This window comes from Pantoea sp. SM3 (assembly GCF_000963995.1).
GTDB classification, from domain to species: domain Bacteria; phylum Pseudomonadota; class Gammaproteobacteria; order Enterobacterales; family Enterobacteriaceae; genus Pantoea; species Pantoea rwandensis_B.
The window spans coordinates 42,988-58,817 of sequence record NZ_JZRD01000001.1; the positions used below are offsets into that span (position 1 = coordinate 42,988).

Annotated in this window: 14 protein-coding genes and 1 riboswitch; of the genes, 5 read left to right on the plus strand and 9 right to left on the minus strand. The window is 54.3% G+C overall.

What is annotated here, in order from left to right:
• Genes VI01_RS00185 through VI01_RS00200 form a run of 4 tightly spaced genes read right to left on the minus strand, consistent with a single transcriptional unit; the run spans position 1 to position 3,714 of the window.
• Positions 1 to 1,242 (minus strand): DotU family type VI secretion system protein, encoded by a 1,242-nt coding sequence (locus VI01_RS00185; protein ID WP_081946721.1) that lies wholly within the window; start codon positions 1,240 to 1,242, stop codon positions 1 to 3.
• Positions 1,243 to 1,258: 16 nt separating this feature from the next.
• On the minus strand, positions 1,259 to 2,599 hold the full coding sequence (gene tssK / locus VI01_RS00190) for a type VI secretion system baseplate subunit TssK (protein ID WP_045813590.1): 1,341 nt from the start codon (positions 2,597 to 2,599) through the stop codon (positions 1,259 to 1,261).
• 9 nt (positions 2,600 to 2,608) lie between these two features.
• Positions 2,609 to 3,103 (minus strand): type VI secretion system lipoprotein TssJ, encoded by a 495-nt coding sequence (tssJ, locus tag VI01_RS00195; RefSeq protein ID WP_156149322.1) that lies wholly within the window; start codon positions 3,101 to 3,103, stop codon positions 2,609 to 2,611.
• A 23-nt stretch (positions 3,104 to 3,126) separates the two neighbouring features.
• A complete protein-coding gene (locus tag VI01_RS00200) occupies positions 3,127 to 3,714 on the minus strand; it encodes a hypothetical protein (RefSeq protein ID WP_045813592.1) in 588 nt (195 codons plus the stop codon).
• Between the two features lie 1,151 nt (positions 3,715 to 4,865).
• Between VI01_RS00200 and VI01_RS00205 the strand changes: the two genes are divergently transcribed.
• The 4 genes from VI01_RS00205 to VI01_RS00220 all read left to right on the plus strand — a co-directional run bounded on the left by VI01_RS00205 (position 4,866) and on the right by VI01_RS00220 (position 9,651).
• Complete coding sequence (locus tag VI01_RS00205; protein ID WP_045813593.1) at positions 4,866 to 5,876, plus strand: Zn-dependent oxidoreductase; 1,011 nt, start codon at positions 4,866 to 4,868, stop codon at positions 5,874 to 5,876.
• Positions 5,877 to 6,069: 193 nt separating this feature from the next.
• Positions 6,070 to 7,353 (plus strand): MFS transporter, encoded by a 1,284-nt coding sequence (locus VI01_RS00210; protein WP_038645896.1) that lies wholly within the window; start codon positions 6,070 to 6,072, stop codon positions 7,351 to 7,353.
• Between the two features lie 52 nt (positions 7,354 to 7,405).
• Positions 7,406 to 8,866, plus strand: a complete 1,461-nt coding sequence (locus tag VI01_RS00215; protein ID WP_045813594.1) for a mannitol dehydrogenase family protein — start codon at positions 7,406 to 7,408, stop codon at positions 8,864 to 8,866.
• Between the two features lie 98 nt (positions 8,867 to 8,964).
• Positions 8,965 to 9,651 (plus strand): GntR family transcriptional regulator, encoded by a 687-nt coding sequence (locus VI01_RS00220; protein WP_045813595.1) that lies wholly within the window; start codon positions 8,965 to 8,967, stop codon positions 9,649 to 9,651.
• A 214-nt stretch (positions 9,652 to 9,865) separates the two neighbouring features.
• Here VI01_RS00220 and fbaB read toward each other — a convergent pair whose 3' ends face one another.
• The 3 genes from fbaB to thiM all read right to left on the minus strand — a co-directional run bounded on the left by fbaB (position 9,866) and on the right by thiM (position 12,698).
• Complete coding sequence (fbaB, locus tag VI01_RS00225) at positions 9,866 to 10,918, minus strand: class I fructose-bisphosphate aldolase (RefSeq protein WP_045813691.1); 1,053 nt, start codon at positions 10,916 to 10,918, stop codon at positions 9,866 to 9,868.
• 197 nt (positions 10,919 to 11,115) lie between these two features.
• Complete coding sequence (gene thiD, locus VI01_RS00230; protein ID WP_045813596.1) at positions 11,116 to 11,916, minus strand: bifunctional hydroxymethylpyrimidine kinase/phosphomethylpyrimidine kinase; 801 nt, start codon at positions 11,914 to 11,916, stop codon at positions 11,116 to 11,118.
• The gene (thiM, locus tag VI01_RS00235; protein ID WP_045813597.1) at positions 11,913 to 12,698 is read right to left on the minus strand and encodes a hydroxyethylthiazole kinase; all 786 of its coding nucleotides are present in this window, start codon (positions 12,696 to 12,698) and stop codon (positions 11,913 to 11,915) included. Before thiM ends, thiD begins: the two co-directional genes overlap by 4 nt.
• A gap of 33 nt (positions 12,699 to 12,731) precedes the next feature.
• Positions 12,732 to 12,827: riboswitch (TPP riboswitch) on the minus strand.
• A 324-nt stretch (positions 12,828 to 13,151) separates the two neighbouring features.
• Here thiM and VI01_RS00240 point away from each other — a divergent pair.
• The gene (locus VI01_RS00240; RefSeq protein ID WP_045813598.1) at positions 13,152 to 13,355 is read left to right on the plus strand and encodes a hypothetical protein; all 204 of its coding nucleotides are present in this window, start codon (positions 13,152 to 13,154) and stop codon (positions 13,353 to 13,355) included.
• A gap of 66 nt (positions 13,356 to 13,421) precedes the next feature.
• Here VI01_RS00240 and ahpF read toward each other — a convergent pair whose 3' ends face one another.
• Both ahpF and ahpC read right to left on the minus strand, forming a co-directional pair.
• Positions 13,422 to 14,990 (minus strand): alkyl hydroperoxide reductase subunit F, encoded by a 1,569-nt coding sequence (gene ahpF, locus VI01_RS00245; RefSeq protein ID WP_045813599.1) that lies wholly within the window; start codon positions 14,988 to 14,990, stop codon positions 13,422 to 13,424.
• Positions 14,991 to 15,060: 70 nt separating this feature from the next.
• The gene (ahpC, locus tag VI01_RS00250) at positions 15,061 to 15,624 is read right to left on the minus strand and encodes an alkyl hydroperoxide reductase subunit C (protein ID WP_034824884.1); all 564 of its coding nucleotides are present in this window, start codon (positions 15,622 to 15,624) and stop codon (positions 15,061 to 15,063) included.
• Positions 15,625 to 15,830 lie beyond the last annotated feature (206 nt).

Genomic DNA, 15,830 nt, shown 5'->3' on the forward strand with positions numbered 1-15,830 from the left:
TTAGTTCCCTCTCGCCAGGCCGTTGAGTTCAGCTAGCGTCGCATCCGGCGCCACCAGCAGCGTAATCTCCACACGACGGTTACGCGCACGGTTCTCAGCACTGGTATTTGGCACAATTGGATTGCTCTCGCCACGCCCTTCCGCTTTCACGCGTGCCGGTTGGGTCAATTGCTTTTGCAGCAAGCTCTGAACCGTCTGGGCACGTGCCAGCGAGAGTTCATAGTTGGAAGCAAAACGGGCGCTGCGGATCGGTACGTTATCGCTGTAACCCACCACCAGAATCTTGCCGCTGACGTTATTCATCGCCGCCGCAATACGTTCGATAACCGCTTCATAACGGCCCCGCACCGTGGTTGCGCCGGAGGTAAACAAGCCATCCCCTTTTAGCGTCACGACGCTTTGATCGGCTTCATCCCGCACCACGACCAGGCCAGCATCAATTTCCGGTTTGAGGAACGTTTTCAGATTGAGCGCAGCCGGTGGCGGCGGTGCCGGATGACGAATCTGCATTTCCGGTAATGAAGTTTGGTAAATGTTGGCCAGCACTGGCGTGGTGTAATCCCCCAGCCGCCAGTTGAGAACGATATAGAACAGACAGGCACCGAGCGCGGCCACTGCAGCGCAGGCCCACAGCGGGATCATCGGACGCCACAACTTGCGCAACACCGGTTGATCGGTCGGATGCAACGACAGCGCCGCCGCATAGCTGCCGCGTACGCTTTTGATCATCTGCAACAGTCGTTGTTTGATGGTTTCCAGCTGCGAGCGCCCATTGTCCAGTACCCGATAGCGCCCTTCAAAACCGAGCAGCAGGCAAAAGTAGATCAATTCCAGTAACAGGATATGCTGACGCGGATTCTGCGACAGTTTTGCCAGCAACTGGAAAAATTTCTCCCCACCCCAAGTTTCATTATGAAAAGTGACCAGCAAACCTTTGCTGGTCCAGACGCCGCGGCTGCCCCAAGGCGTCAGCGCGGCGGCTTCATCCAGTGCGGTGCACAGGCAATAACGCGCACCGATGATCACTTCATAACTCAGGCCCGACTGCTGACAACGCAGTTCAAAGTGACGGATCTGGTCTATCAATTGCTGACGCAGACGTGCGGGATCGTCATGGGAAACGGAGTGCCGGATCTGCGGGATGGCGTTAATCAGCGGGTTAGCCGCTGCCACCAACGCATTCTGGTGGCTCACGTCGGGCTGTGCGACATCGCTATTCGATTTCTGTTGTGGCTGCATCATGCGTGCTCAGTTTTGATTATTCTGACTGACTGCGAATGGCCCAGAACTCCATATTCAGGCCAGGAAATTCTCCGGCGAGATGAAGCGCAAAGGCGCCTGATCGTTCCATCTCCTTCCACAACTCACTGTTTTTATCCAGTTCAAAGTAGCTATACCCGGCATGCCATGGAATTTGCGGTGGCGCACCCGGCATACTGATCAGAGACAAGCCAGGCAACTGAAGTTGCACCAGATCGCGAATTTTGGTGACAGGGGCGACTTTCATCTGCGCAGGGAAATGGGTTTTTAATGCATCGACAGGCACGTTGGCTTTTACCGCCAGCACGAAGCCAAATTCGCGCACCATGCTGCTTTCCGGCACCGTTGCCACATTCAATCCATGTGAGCGCTGGGTCAGAGGCAGTTGAATGGCGCTCTCCTCCATCACCTGCGACAACGCCTGCCGCAGTTGCAGGGTCAAGCGGGTAAAGCAGCCATACAGATCGTCATGGTCATAACGCGGAAACACATCCGGCGTGCGCGCGGGTGACCAGGTGCACAACTCTGACGCCAGTTGTAGCCAGTGGCAATATAGGGATTCAGGATGCAGCAACGGTAGGCTTTGCAGATGCGCATGCAGACCCAACTGCCGGTTTAATAAGGCCAGCAGCATGAAATCAACCATATCGGCGCTGTTAAAACGACCGGTGCCCGGTGTGCGCTGACTCAGTTGCTGGCTGCGTTGCAGAATCAGGCCATGCAGATCGTTCATCATACTTTGCAGCCCGTGACTCCCGGTCAGGGTCAGCATCGGCGGGATGTAATCGCTATCGAGACGCAGGTGATTATCGCTACGCTTTTCAACCACGCGCGCTACTCCCATCGCCGTCCATTCTGCGGTGAGATCCTGCTCCAGCATCAGGCGCAGGCGCAGTTTGCCGAATTGAACCGTGGCTGCCCCCACCGCCATTGCGTTGTCATCTTCCACCTCGCTTTCCCATGCCAGATAACGCGCCAGTGAGTCTTGTGAATCCTGAAATGTCACAGCCTCACGTCCATTGCGTCGCGTCGGGATCGCCAGCACCACTTTTGCCCGATCGACATTGTCTGGCAGATCCAACGGAGCCGGTCCCTGCTGAGGCTGGCTGAAAGCAAAAAAGGTGCCGTCCGGCAGGCAGCCGCTGGCCGTATTTAAAGCCAGCTTGCCCTGACGCAACAGCGCCTCATCAAATTCAACATCAAAAAAACCCCAGGTGTAGACGCGCTGGGACTGCCCCCATTCACGTAAGGTACTGTGCAGAAAATTTTCCGACTGCTGGAAGTGATGTGGCCGCAGAAACATCCCCTCCGTCCACACCACCTTTTCGGCTCTATTCATAATCATCCTTTACTGCTTAACCAGGTGCAGGCCATTGATATCGACAACGATGTTGGCATCCAGCTCGCCATCATGACTTTTCCAGAATTGCCAGAACGCACTGTCATTCCCATCCGGGAAGGGCAGCGCCAGACGCCAGACTTTTCTGTCCAATGTCTGGTATTCCGCCATGATGCCGATGAAGCGCGCTTGCTCGAGGCTTTTGCCACTGAGCGTGTTGCTTAACTGCCCTGCCCTGAGGAAGAACTCTTGATTGTTCAACAGTGAATTGCCCAGCACCGTAGCCGGCTGATTTTGCAGAGAATAGAAATCTGCAGACATAAATGCGGCGTCAGAGGTTAATAGCATCACCCGAACTTTTAGCGGCGCACCCGAATTGATTTGAGGGTGCGCCTGGAAATGCAGGTTGTAACGCGCCACTGAAGGCTGCCCGCCACTGCATGCAGCCAGTAGCAAGGCGAACAGCGGAAAACACCACTTTTTCAGACGGATTATCACCCTCACCTTTCCCTCCATGTTCAGCGCACTTAGTTAATGATCCAGGTACCGCTGTTACCGTTCTGGCAGGCTTTGCTGTCGCCATCGACCGACACACAGGTCTTTTTCTTCGCACTGCGTACACGGCGTTTAGGCTGGTCAGCTTTCAGGGTTTGGTCATAAAGATCGCTTTTCACCAACGCACGGAACGGCACATAACCGGTGAGCTGGGCAGCGGCTGGTGCGGCTGCGGCTTTTGCATCAGTAGTTTTCTGGCCGTCTGCCGGGGCGGCTTCTGCCTGCTGAGCCAGTTCGCCAATCGCCAGCCAATTGTTCTCTACGGTGCCGAGCACGGTGTAGGTTCCACCGGTTTCCAGGGTAGTCACCACTTTGCCGCCAAAATCAGGACGGGTCATAACCGAGGTCGGGTAGAGCGCACGATAGGTTTCGTTGATCGGGCTGAACTGGGCCGGCGGCATAACTGCATGGCGGTGGACCAGTGCCACACCGTCAACGGTGCTGGTTTCAAGCATGTCATCAGTGATTTGCTGTGGCGCTTTACAACCTGCCATAGCAAGGACAAACAGCAGGCTTAACGCGATGCGGAGATTCACCATTTTCTTCATGTTTAGTTCCATTAATCTCTAAAAAATGGCCATTGGCCGGTTGTTAGCAAAACAAATCACTAAATGCAGGGACAAGCCTATACATTCAGGACCATTTGATAGTTTGGCTCCGGAGTTTTCTGGAACCTTTAGATCAAATATCAAGTTAAAATAGATCAATACAAATTATGTAATTGAGATGCAATAAAAGGGAGTGCAAGACCAGGAAGGATTTTGAGTTGCAATGAAAACATTCATCAAAGTGATCAATATTTGCATCCCAAATAGAGTAAAGCAGCGTTCACAAGATTTACTAATGACATTCCTGGTCTGAAATCCACCCTGTCATATGAAACCACACAAGCAGGGCGCAAAAGTCGTGACGAATATAAATCGCGAGAAACATGAATCGTAATCGATCTAAATCAATTAGTTAAGATCAACCAGTCACGCCATAGCTACCGCACGAGCTCGGTAAAATCCGCTCGCGAGCACAAAAATCATCCCTGTATTTACATCTGCAAAAGATTTACATAAGCCTGACAAAATATCAACGTGCGCCAACCCCAGAAACATACATAAACATATCTTATTAAATATATTTAACTGAAATTCGCTCCGTTTGTTGATGATTAAATGAGAATTCTCTCAAAAAACCCTTTAATTCATAAGAAAATCACCACTTATGATGAAATTTAATCCATTAAAAATTCATAAAATCTCACAATTTACTGGAACTGATCGAGAATGCTTTTTCTCAATTTGAGTTAAGTGCAGCATCACCGGTTTTTATACTTACAAAACCCGCATCACGTATATTTAATCCCCGTAATGCAGGGTTTCGTCCTGTCTCTTAGACAGAAACGCTCACTACCAACGTGAAGTAAATGGAATGAATGGCTGATTGAGGCAGGAATGAACGTAAGAGAGTTAAAAAAAGCGCAAACCCCTCTCTTAATCCATCGCTAACACTTGATATTTGACTGAGTTTTAATGCTTGTTACCGCCGCTGCTTAACTGAATAGTGCCCCTAACGATCTTTTCCTTATCCATCACTTTGTGACTCTCTTCACAACTCTTTAACAACGACTTGTATGGTAGTATTTGCCGGCGTATTTTTCTTCCGTGCTTTCCCGTTAATGCCAGCACGACTCACTGAGTGCGCGTCTGGCAAGGAGTAAATGATGAAAAGTGTCGTAATTGAACAACCGGGTGAACTGGTGCTGGCGGAACGCGCATTGCCAGAACCTGCCGCAGGCGAAGTGCGTGTCAAAGTGCAGTTTGCCAGTATCTGCGGTTCAGATGTGCACATCTGGCACGGCCACAATCCCTTCGCCAAATACCCGCGCGTGATTGGTCACGAGTTCTTCGGCTTGATCGATGCCGTCGGTGAAGGCGTGGATGTCACGCGTATCGGTGAACGTGTTGCGGTGGATCCGGTGGTGAGTTGCGGACACTGCTATCCTTGCTCTATTGGACGCCCGAACGTCTGCAAAGAATTGCAGGTGATCGGTGTACACCGTGACGGCGGTTTCAGCGAGTTCGCGGTGGCACCAGCGAAGAACGCATTCGCTCTGCCGGCTTCCATTCCTGACAAACTGGCCAGCCTGGTGGAGCCCTTCACCATCGCGGCGAACATCACCGCCTTCCTTAAGCCGCAGGCCAATGACGTGGCGCTGATTTACGGCGCAGGCCCGATGGGCTTAACCGCGATTCAGGTGCTGAAAGGCGTCTATGGCGTAGAAAAAGTGCTGGTGGTGGATCGCCTGCCGGAACGTCTGGCGCTGGCGCAAGCGAATGGCGCCGATCAGGTGTTCAATAACAGCGACATTCCGCTGGCTGCACAACTTGAAGGTGTGCAGCCCACGCTGATCATTGATGCCGCCTGCCATCCCACCATCCTGGCCGAAGCCGCTGCCCTCGCCTCTCCGGCGGCGCGTATTGGCCTGCTGGGCTTCTCTGGTGAACCTTGCAGCATTACGCAGCAGGCATTAACCAGCAAAGAGCTGTCGCTGTTCACTTCGCGTCTTAATAGCCATCGCTTCCCGCAGGTGATTGAGTGGATGGAGAAAGGTCAGATTCAGCCAGAAAAACTCGTCACGCACTATTTCCCGCTGGCGGAGATTGAACGTGCGATGACGCTGTTCGAAAAAGATCCGCGCACTTGCTGCAAAGTGATTCTGCACATGGGTTAAGTTAATCTTCACACCAGGTGTCCTTAATCCGGTGCGTACCTGCCGGCCAATATAATAATCCTCTCAATGCTTCAGGCTGTATCAAGGCGGCCAGTGATTAAGCCCCCAGACGCTTACAACGATAGGCGAATGGGGTGCAATTACGCAGCCAACTTAAACACAGATTGAAGCATGACGGGGAAACGGAGTTTCTATGTTAAAGAATCTACGCTGGACCCTCGTACTGCTGTTGTTCCTGGTTTATATGATCAACTACCTCGATCGTATTGCCCTTTCTCTGACTGTACCGCTGGTAGAAAAAGATCTGATGATCAACGCCGAACAGTTCGGCATGATTTTCGGTAGTTTCTTCTTTGGCTACGCGCTGTTTAACTTTATCGGTGGCCTGGCGACCGATAAATTCGGCCCTACCATCGTGCTCGGCACCGCTGTCGGTATGTGGTCGCTGTTCTGCGGAATGACCGCACTGGCGACTGGCTTCTGGTCGATGATGATTCTGCGTGTGCTGTTCGGCATGGCGGAAGGCCCGATCTGCGCCTCGGCCAACAAAGCGATTAACGGCTGGTTCCCGAAAAAACAGGCGGCTACCGCGATGGGCTTGCTGAGTGCCGGTTCACCGTTGGGTGGCGCGGTAGCCGGTCCGATTGTCGGTTATCTGGCCTTGTCATTCGGCTGGCGTCCGGCGTTCGTGGTGATCTGCCTGATTGGTCTGGTGTGGATGTGCCTGTGGTTCTACTTCGCCGCCGATAATCCCGCGCGCAGCAAAAAAGTCTCTGCGGAAGAGCGCGCACTGGTCGAAAAACTGAAAGCGGAAGAACCGGCTGACGTTATCGATCCGACCGGCAAAGCGCACGGCATGGGCTACTACCTGCGTCAGCCGATTATCCTGGTGACCGCTTTTGCCTTCTTCTGCTACAACTACATTCTGTTCTTCTTCCTGAGCTGGTTCCCGGCCTATCTGGTGCAGGCGCACGGCCTGGACATTAAATCCATGAGTATCACCACCATGATCCCGTGGATTGTCGGCTTCGTCGGCCTGGCATTGGGCGGCTGGATCTCGGATAAGATTTTCAACATCACGGGCAAGCTGCTGCTGTCGCGCAAAATCGTGCTGGTGGTCTCGCTGCTGGCTGCCGCGATCTGCGTGGCACTGGCGGGAACGATTAAAGAGGTCAATTCGGCGGTGATCATGATGTCGATCTCCATCTTCTTCCTCTACATCACCGGTGCGATTTACTGGGCGATTATTCAGGATGTGGTGCACAAAAGCCGTGTCGGCAGCATCAGTGGCTTTATCCATCTGATTGGCAGCCTGTCCGGGATTGTTGGACCGATTGTCACGGGCTTTATCGTGCAGCACACCGGCAAATTCGATAGCGCCTTTATTCTGGCGGGCTGTGTCGCCGGGATTGGTGCGATGTTAGTGCTGTTTGTGATTCGTAGCCCAAAGACCATAGATAAACCAGTGTCCGCATAACAGATTGACCATAATGGGGCGCTCAGCGCCCCGTTTGCTAAAAGGAAAACGCATGTTAGAGCTTGATCGCCTTCCCGCCGACGTCCAACGTCCCGCTTATGACCGCAGCCAGTTGAAAACCCGCATGGTGCACATCGGCTTTGGTGCTTTTCACCGTGCGCATCAGGCGCTCGCCACCGATAAACTGGCGGCGGAAGGCAGTGACTGGGGCTACTGCGAAGTGAATCTCAACAGCGGCGCGTTGATTCAGGCGCTGCGCCAACAGGATTTGCTCTATACCCTTACCGAGATGGCCGATAGCAGCCTGCATACCCGCGTGATTGGCGTGGTGACGCAAGCACTGCATGGCAAAGGCGACGGCATTGATGCGGTGATTGAGGCGATGAGCCAGCCAGATGTAGCGATTGTCTCGATGACGGTGACCGAGAAAGGCTATTGCTATATGCCCTCCAGCGGCAAGCTCAACCCGGATCATCCTGACATCGTGCATGACCTGGAAAACCCCACGCAGCCCCGTTCACTGCCTGGCCTGATTCTGGCGGCGATTATCCGTCGTCGGGAGCGTGGATTAGCGACGTTCAGCGTGATGTCCTGCGACAACATGCCAGAGAACGGTCACGTCACGCGCAACGTCATCACCCAACTGGCAGCACGCCATAGCCACGAACTGGCAGAGTACATTCAAACGCACATCACCTTCCCTTCCACCATGGTGGACCGCATCGTCCCCGCGATGACTGATGCGGCGTTTGATGCGCTGGAAGCACGCTTAGGCAGCAGCGATCCGGTCGCGGTGGAAGCCGAGCCTTTCTTCCAGTGGGTGATTGAAGATAACTTCGTCAATGGCCGCCCGGCATGGGAAAACGCCGGTGCTGAGCTGGTGGGTGATGTATTGCCGTTCGAAGAGATGAAGCTGCGCATGCTCAACGGCAGCCACTCCTTCCTCGCCTATCTTGGCTTCCTCGCCGGATACGAACACATCAGCGATTGCATGGCCGACAACCACTTCCGCACGGCGGCGCGCGCGCTGATGTTGCAGGATCAGGCCCCGACACTGCGCACTCAGGGCGTGGATCTCACCGCTTATGCCGACTCGCTGATAGCACGCTACGAAAACCGCGCCATCAAGCATCGCACTTACCAGATCGCCACCGACGGCACACAGAAGTTGCCGCAGCGTTTGCTGGACAGCGTGCGCTGGCATCTGCGTAACGGCACATCTTGTGACTATCTGCTGCTCGGTGTGGCGGGCTGGATGCGTTACGTGAGCGGTGTCGATGAGCAAGGGCAGGCGATTGAGATTCGCGACCCAATGAAAGAACAATTGGCGAGTATCGTTGCGCACAGCGATGACGGTGCACAGCGCGTCGAAGCCTTACTGCGGATACAAGCGGTGTTTGGCGATGATTTGCGTTATCAGACCGCCTTTGTCTCGCGCGTCACCGAGTTGTATAACCAGCTTAATACGCAAGGTGCACGCGCCACAGTGCAAGCCCTTGTGACGCAGGCTTAAGCGCTTTAACAAATGTGTAGCGCAGATGCAGCGTGCTGATTAGACTGAACCTTTCTCATCGGGCTGGCGTAGGCCAGCCGTAATACGGATATTGCTGCATGTCGATTGCCTATACCATAACCACCAGCGAACCCGTAAATCAGCAGATCTATCGTTATCTGCGCAAAGATATCGTGACCTGCGCCATTCATCCGGGCTCGTTGCTGTCGGAAAAGGAAGTGTCCGCGCGCTTTAATGTGTCGCGCCAGCCGGTACGCGAAGCCTTTATCAAACTGGCGGAAGCGGGCCTGGTGCAGGTGCTGCCCCAGCGCGGCACTTTCGTGCGCAAGATTTCCGCCCAGCGCGTGGCCGACGGCCGTTTTATCCGTGAAGCGGTGGAGATTGCCGTGGTGCGTCGTGCTGCGCAGGAGATCACCCCCGAGGGGTTGATGGCGCTGGAGCATAACTTACAACTGCAACGCTTAGCTGCTGAACGCCACGACAGCCAGGCGTTTTTAACGCTGGACGATGAGTTTCATCGCCTGATTGCCGAAGGGATTAACTGCCTGCTGGCGTGGGAAACGGTGGAGAACATCAAAGCCACCATGGACCGCGTGCGTTTTCTGACCCTGAGCGAAGTGTCGCCACCGGAAAGCTTGATTCAGCAGCATGAAAACATCTACCAGGCGTTAAAAGCGCAAAATGTTGAAGCGGCAGAAGCGGCGATGCGCCGTCATCTGCAGGAGATGATTTTGACCATTACGCCAATTGCTGAGCGTAATAGCGAGTGGTTTGAAGCGCCTTAGTTCCTCTGCAATTTGATGCCCTCACCCCCGCCCCTTACACACAACTAAGGGGGATACAGCAGAGCTTGAGTAAAGTGCGGTTTGCGGGTGAGTGAAAAGCGAAGTGCTGGCCAGTAAAGCGAGCTAGGCAGATAAGATTTCGTCCCAATGCTGTCATTGATACTTCGTTGGATCGATTCCCCTCCCGCTTGCGGGAAGGGATTTGGGCAATCAATTACGCAATCGTCACATCTTTCGCCAGATAAACATCCTGCACCGCATTAATCAGTTGTACGCCCTCTTTCAGCGACTTCTTGAACGCCTTACGGCCAAGATTCAGCCCCATCCCGCCCGCACGCTTGTTGATCACCGCAGTACGCACCGATTCGGCAATGTCGGTGTCTCCGGCTGATGCGCCACCAGAGTTGATCAATCCTGCACGGCCCATATAGCAGTTCGCCAGCTGATAACGCACCAGATCGATCGGGTTCTCCGTGGTCAGCTTGCTGTAGACGCGCTCATCGGTGTGACCGAATTTCACCGCTTTGTAACCGCCGTTGTTCTCGGCCATCTTCTGCTTCACGATGTCTGCGCCAATGGTCGCCGCCAGATGGTTGGCCTGGCCGGTCAAGTCGGCGCTGGCATGGTAATCCACGCCGTCTTTCTTGAAGCCATCATTACGCAGATAGGCCCACAGTACCGTCACCATGCCCAGTTCATGCGCACGTTCAAAAGCGGCCGAGATCTCTTCAATCTGACGGCGTGACTGCTCAGAACCAAAGTAGATGGTCGCGCCCACCGCGATCGCACCCAGATTGAATGCCTGCTCAACGCTGGCATACAGGGTTTGATCGTATTGGGTCGGATAGCTCAGGGTTTCGTTGTGGTTAAGTTTCACCATGAACGGAATGCGGTGCGCATAGCGGCGTGATACCGAGGCCAGCACGCCATAGGTCGAAGCCACGCAGTTACAGCCCGCTTCAATCGCCAACTCAACGATGTTCTTCGGATCGAAATAAGCCGGGTTAGCGGCGAAGGAGGCGCCCGCTGAGTGTTCAACGCCCTGATCGACCGGCAAAATCGACAGATAGCCGGTGCCCGCCAGGCGACCGGTGTTGTACAGGGTTTGCATATTGCGTAATACGGCAGGAGAACGATTGTTGTCGATCATCACGCGATCGACGAAATCCGCGCCCGGTAAATAAAGGCTGTCCGCTGGAATGGTCATGCAGCGATGTTGAAGAAGAGAATCCGCTTCTTTGCCCAATAACTGTACGATGTCCGTCATGTTGGCTCCTGAATAAATGGCTGGAATGGAACCGGCAATGGCCGATTCGCCCCCAACAGCCTGGACCGAAAAGCGCCAGGCTGGCAAATTGCTGACACCATTTTTCAGACGGATACGCAGTAAAAAAATTCTGCCACCTTGCGATGGGCGGCCTGCAGATTGCATCCTGCAACGCTGAGGCACGCCTTAATGCTTGCCTACCACCACTGATGGAAATGGTGCACTGGCCCAATGCCTTTACCGACTTCCAGTGAGTCCGCATGCAGCAAGGCCTGCTGCAGCCAGGCTTTGGCTTCAGTGACCGTGTCCGCCCAGTTATCATGACGTGGACGCAGCGCCGCTAAAGCCGCGGACAGCGAACAGCCGGTGCCGTGGGTATGGCGCGTATTGACGCGCGGTGCGGTAAAGCGCTGACGGCCCGCGCGGGTGATTAGCCAATCCGGGCTTTCGGCATCACTGAGATGTCCGCCCTTCATCAATACGGCTTCACAACCGAGATCCAACAGCGCATCACCCTGCATCAGCATGGTTTTTTCATCCTGCGCCATATCCCGCCCCAGCAGCGAAGCGGCTTCGGGCAGATTGGGCGTGATCAGCGACACCTGCGGCAGCAGCAGTTCTCGCACGCTGGCAACCGCATCGGGCGACAGCAGCGGATCGCCACTCTTGGCGATCATCACCGTATCCAGCACCACAAACGGCAGGCTGGCGCGTTTCAGCCGTTCGGCAACCACTTCGACAATCGCGGTTTCAGACAGCATGCCGATTTTGGCGGCATCAATGCGCACATCATCCAGCACGGAATCCAGCTGCGCGCCAACAAAATCGGGTTCGATGCGATACACCGACTGCACGCCGCAGGTGTTCTGCGCCACCAGCGCGGTGATCACGCTGGTGCCATAAGCGCCCAGTGCGGAGAAGGCTTTCAAATCGGCCTGAATGCCCGCGCCGCCGCTTGGGTCAGTGCCAGCAATGGTTAACGCGTTAATGCGCTTCATACGGTGACCTCAAGCGTCCAGAGGTTATCCAGAAAAGCTGCGACAAAGCTGCCTGGCCCCTGAACGGCACGTGCCGCCTGTTCACCCGCCAGAGACATTACACGGCACGCCGCCGCTGCATGCTGCAAACGGTCGCCCGGTAAGCTGCTGAACGCCGCGACCACGGCTGAAAGCGCGCAGCCGGTGCCGACCACGCGCGTCATTAGCGGGCTGCCGCCAGGAATTGCCAGCGTGCGTGTGCCATCGGTGACGTAATCGACTTCACCAGTGACCGCCACCAGCGTGTGGTAATCCTGCGCCAGCTGTTGTGCCGCGCTCAGTGCGGCATCGGCCTGATGCACGCTGTCCACGCCGCGTCCGCCGGCAGCCTGGTTAGCCAGCGCGAGGATTTCCGAGGCGTTGCCACGAATCGCGGCGGGATGCAGGCTCAGCAACTGTTGGCAGAATTCGGTACGTAACGAAAGTGCGCCCACGGCCACCGGATCGAGCGTCCAGGGCGTGCCGACTTTGGCTGCGGATTGCACCGCCGCCAGCATCGCATCGCGCCGATCGCGGGTTAAGGTGCCCACGTTGATCAGCAGCGCATCGGCAAAACTCACGAACTGCGCGGCTTCTTCGGCATCGATTACCATCGCAGGAGAGGCTTGTAGAGCCAGCAGCACATTGGCAGTGAAGGTTTGCACCACGTCATTGGTCATGCAGTGCACCAGCGGTGCCTGCTGACGCAGCAGCTGCAGGGATTGCGCGAGTTGCGCGGGGGTAAGAAGGTCAGGCTGTGTCATAAAACTCCCAACCGGCGATCAAGAAGGCGAATGCGGTCAGGCATCTGACTTCCCTACGCTGGCATTATCCAGATCAGGTCAGCGGGTGTATCTCAGCCCTGTTTAACAGGGGCACCCCGAGTCATGGCATGGTGAACATGCCGCACACAGGATAAGGGCAGTTCGGGAGGTTGTAAATCGTGGTGCTTTGAAAGACGCTGAAAACGGCACTAAATCAAAATAGTTAAAATCTTTCGACAGGCTGAATTTTAAAAAAAGCTGTATCGGTCAATTATCATCATTAAATAATTCTCATCTGAATTTGCCAGACTTATTCTAATCACTGAAAAATCGACTAATAAACACCCGCCTTAGCATTCATTGATGCACATCAACGCCCCGCCCGCTGTGGCAAGGCCTAATCCCCCTCCGGACTTGAAGAGAGTCACTGCCTATCCAATTCCGGAATCGATAATGATCTCAAAATTATTCAGCTTTATTCCGCACGCCCATAAATGGCACGACATTCGTATTTCGCGAAAAGGCGCAATTTGCCTTTCCGGCCGCCACTATTTTTCTACCCATGTTGAAGCGCAATGCAAAGGTTGCGGCGAGCGTTTGCATAAAATTTATTATCGCGACATCAGCGATGCGGAAGCACGCCGTTGGTTAGGATGAATTACAGGCAAAAAAAAGCCCCGTAACATCCGTTACGGGGCTGCTGCGTGGCTATCGCAATAAAAGTTATTCAGCCGGTTGGGTGCGGATCAGATAATCGAACGCGCTGAGTGAGGCTTTCGCGCCTTCACCGCTGGCGATAATGATCTGCTTGTACGGCACCGTGGTGCAGTCACCGGCCGCGAACACGCCTTTCAGGCTGGTTTCGCATTTGGCGTCGATGATGATCTCGCCCATTTTGTTACGTTCCACCGCGCCTTCGAGGAAGGTGGTGTTGGGCAGCAGACCAATCTGCACGAAGATGCCGCTTAACGCGATTTCATGGCTGGTCTGGTTGTTACGATCGATGTAGCTCAAGCCGGTCACTTTGCTGCCGTCGCCTTTCACTTCGGTGGTCTGGGCATTCAGAATCACATCGACGTTTTTCAGGCTGCGCAGTTTGTCCTGCAGTACTTTGTCGGCACGCATTTCGCTGGCAAATTCCAGCAGCGTCACGTGCTCAACCAGGCCAGCCAGATCGATAGCCGCTTCGACACCGGAGTTACCGCCGCCGATCACCGCAGTGCGTTTACCTTTGAACAGCGGGCCGTCGCAGTGTGGGCAATAGGTGACGCCTTTGGTGCGATACTGCTCTTCACCCGGCACACCCATGTTGCGCCAGCGTGCACCGGTGGCAATGATGATGCTGCGTGATTTCAGTACTGCGCCAGACGCGGTTTCAATCGCGTGCAGACCGCCCTCTTTGGCAGCGGGAATTAGCTTAATGGCGCTCTGGGTGTCGATGACGTCAACATCGTAATCATCAACGTGGGCGCGCAGTGAACCCGCCAGCTTAGCGCCTTCGGTTTTCTGGACTGAGATGTAGTTTTCGATGTCTACGGTGTCGAGTACCTGGCCACCAAAACGCTCGCCCATCAGGCCAGTGCGGATACCTTTACGTGCCGAGTAAATCGCTGCCGCTGCGCCCGCTGGGCCGCTGCCGACGATCAGCACTTCATAGGCTTCACGCTTGTTCAGCTCTTCTGCCGCACGCTTCTCTGCGTTGGTGTCCACTTTGCCGACGATTTCCGCCAGGCTCAAACGGCCCTGACCGAACTCTTTGCCGTTGAGGAATACCGCAGGAACGCCCATCACATTACGCTCAGTGATTTCGTTCTGGAACATGCCGCCATCAATCGCGGTGTGGCTGATGCGTGGGTTCAGCACCGCCATCAGGTTCAGCGCCTGTACCACGTCAGGGCAGTTATGGCATGACAGCGAGTAATAGGTTTCGAAATGCAGGTCGGTGTCCAGAGCCACTACTTGCTCCAGCAGGCTCTGCGACTCTTTCGAAGGGTGTCCACCGGTCTGCAACAGTGCCAGCACCAGTGAAGTAAATTCGTGTCCCATTGGCGAACCGGCAAAGCGAGGGCCGCTCTGGCTGCCTGGGTTAGTGATCAGGAAAGAGGGTTTACGAACCGGACGATCATTCTCTTCACGGAAGCTGACTTTTTCTGACAAGCTCGCGATATCGGTCAGCAGAGAACGGATCTCCGCAGATTTAGCGCCATCATCCAGTGTGGCAATCAACTCAACCGGTTTCGTTAATTTCTCAAGGTAAGCCTTGAGCTGTGTTTTTAAATTGGTATCGAGCATAGTGAGTTCCTGTCAAGAAAATCGGGTGCCGTAGCACCCGATTGAGAAAGATCGAATGGCTGGGTGTTGCTTAGATTTTGCCAACCAGGTCCAGAGATGGAGCCAGTGTTGCTTCGCCTTCTTTCCATTTAGCCGGGCAAACTTCGCCTGGGTGAGAAGCAACATACTGAGCCGCTTTAATTTTGCGGATCAGGTCAGATGCGTCACGGCCAATGCCTTCAGCGGTGATTTCGATAGCCTGGATGATGCCCTGTGGGTCAACAATGAAGGTACCGCGATCTGCCAGACCTTCGTCTTCGCGCATGATTTCGAAGTTACGGGTCAGTGCGCCAGTTGGGTCGCCGATCATCGCGTATTTGATTTTTGCGATGGTTTCGGAAGAACCGTGCCAGGCTTTGTGGGTAAAGTGCGTGTCAGTAGAAACAGAGTAGATGTCTACGCCCAGTTTCTGCAGCTCTTCATGATGGTCTGCCACGTCACCCAGTTCAGTCGGGCATACGAAGGTGAAGTCAGCCGGGTAGAAGAAGAAAACACTCCATTTACCTTCAACGTCTTTCTCGGTTACGTCGATGAATTCGCCGTTTTTGAACGCTGCGTTTTTGAATGGTTTGATTTTGGTATTAATGATGGACATGGTGACCTCCGTTAAAAGATGTGATGCAAGTTACAGTTTTTCCGGGCCAACTTCTAATATGCAGTCGTTATCAATCAGATAATCAAAAGCTATCAAAGTGCTGATGCCAGATTCCATGCGGCTTGCCGCGGCATTCTACACAGAAAGCCTGATGATTTGACAGGCTTTATCTTTTTGGTCGGCTATTGTTACCTAGGGTTGCCCTG

Excerpts from the sequence above, each read along its gene's own strand:
- VI01_RS00210 (WP_038645896.1), top strand. The coding sequence starts at position 6,070 with ATGTTAAAGAATCTACGCTGGACCCTCGTACTGCTGTTGTTCCTGGTT.
- thiM (WP_045813597.1), bottom strand. The coding sequence starts at position 12,698 with ATGACACAGCCTGACCTTCTTACCCCCGCGCAACTCGCGCAATCCCTG.
- VI01_RS00205 (WP_045813593.1), top strand. The coding sequence starts at position 4,866 with ATGAAAAGTGTCGTAATTGAACAACCGGGTGAACTGGTGCTGGCGGAA.
- VI01_RS00240 (WP_045813598.1), top strand. The coding sequence starts at position 13,152 with ATGATCTCAAAATTATTCAGCTTTATTCCGCACGCCCATAAATGGCAC.
- thiD (WP_045813596.1), bottom strand. The coding sequence starts at position 11,916 with ATGAAGCGCATTAACGCGTTAACCATTGCTGGCACTGACCCAAGCGGC.
- fbaB (WP_045813691.1), bottom strand. The coding sequence starts at position 10,918 with ATGACGGACATCGTACAGTTATTGGGCAAAGAAGCGGATTCTCTTCTT.
- ahpC (WP_034824884.1), bottom strand. The coding sequence starts at position 15,624 with ATGTCCATCATTAATACCAAAATCAAACCATTCAAAAACGCAGCGTTC.
- ahpF (WP_045813599.1), bottom strand. The coding sequence starts at position 14,990 with ATGCTCGATACCAATTTAAAAACACAGCTCAAGGCTTACCTTGAGAAA.
- tssK (WP_045813590.1), bottom strand. The coding sequence starts at position 2,599 with ATGAATAGAGCCGAAAAGGTGGTGTGGACGGAGGGGATGTTTCTGCGG.
- VI01_RS00215 (WP_045813594.1), top strand. The coding sequence starts at position 7,406 with ATGTTAGAGCTTGATCGCCTTCCCGCCGACGTCCAACGTCCCGCTTAT.
- VI01_RS00200 (WP_045813592.1), bottom strand. The coding sequence starts at position 3,714 with ATGGAACTAAACATGAAGAAAATGGTGAATCTCCGCATCGCGTTAAGC.
- VI01_RS00185 (WP_081946721.1), bottom strand. The coding sequence starts at position 1,242 with ATGATGCAGCCACAACAGAAATCGAATAGCGATGTCGCACAGCCCGAC.
- VI01_RS00220 (WP_045813595.1), top strand. The coding sequence starts at position 8,965 with ATGTCGATTGCCTATACCATAACCACCAGCGAACCCGTAAATCAGCAG.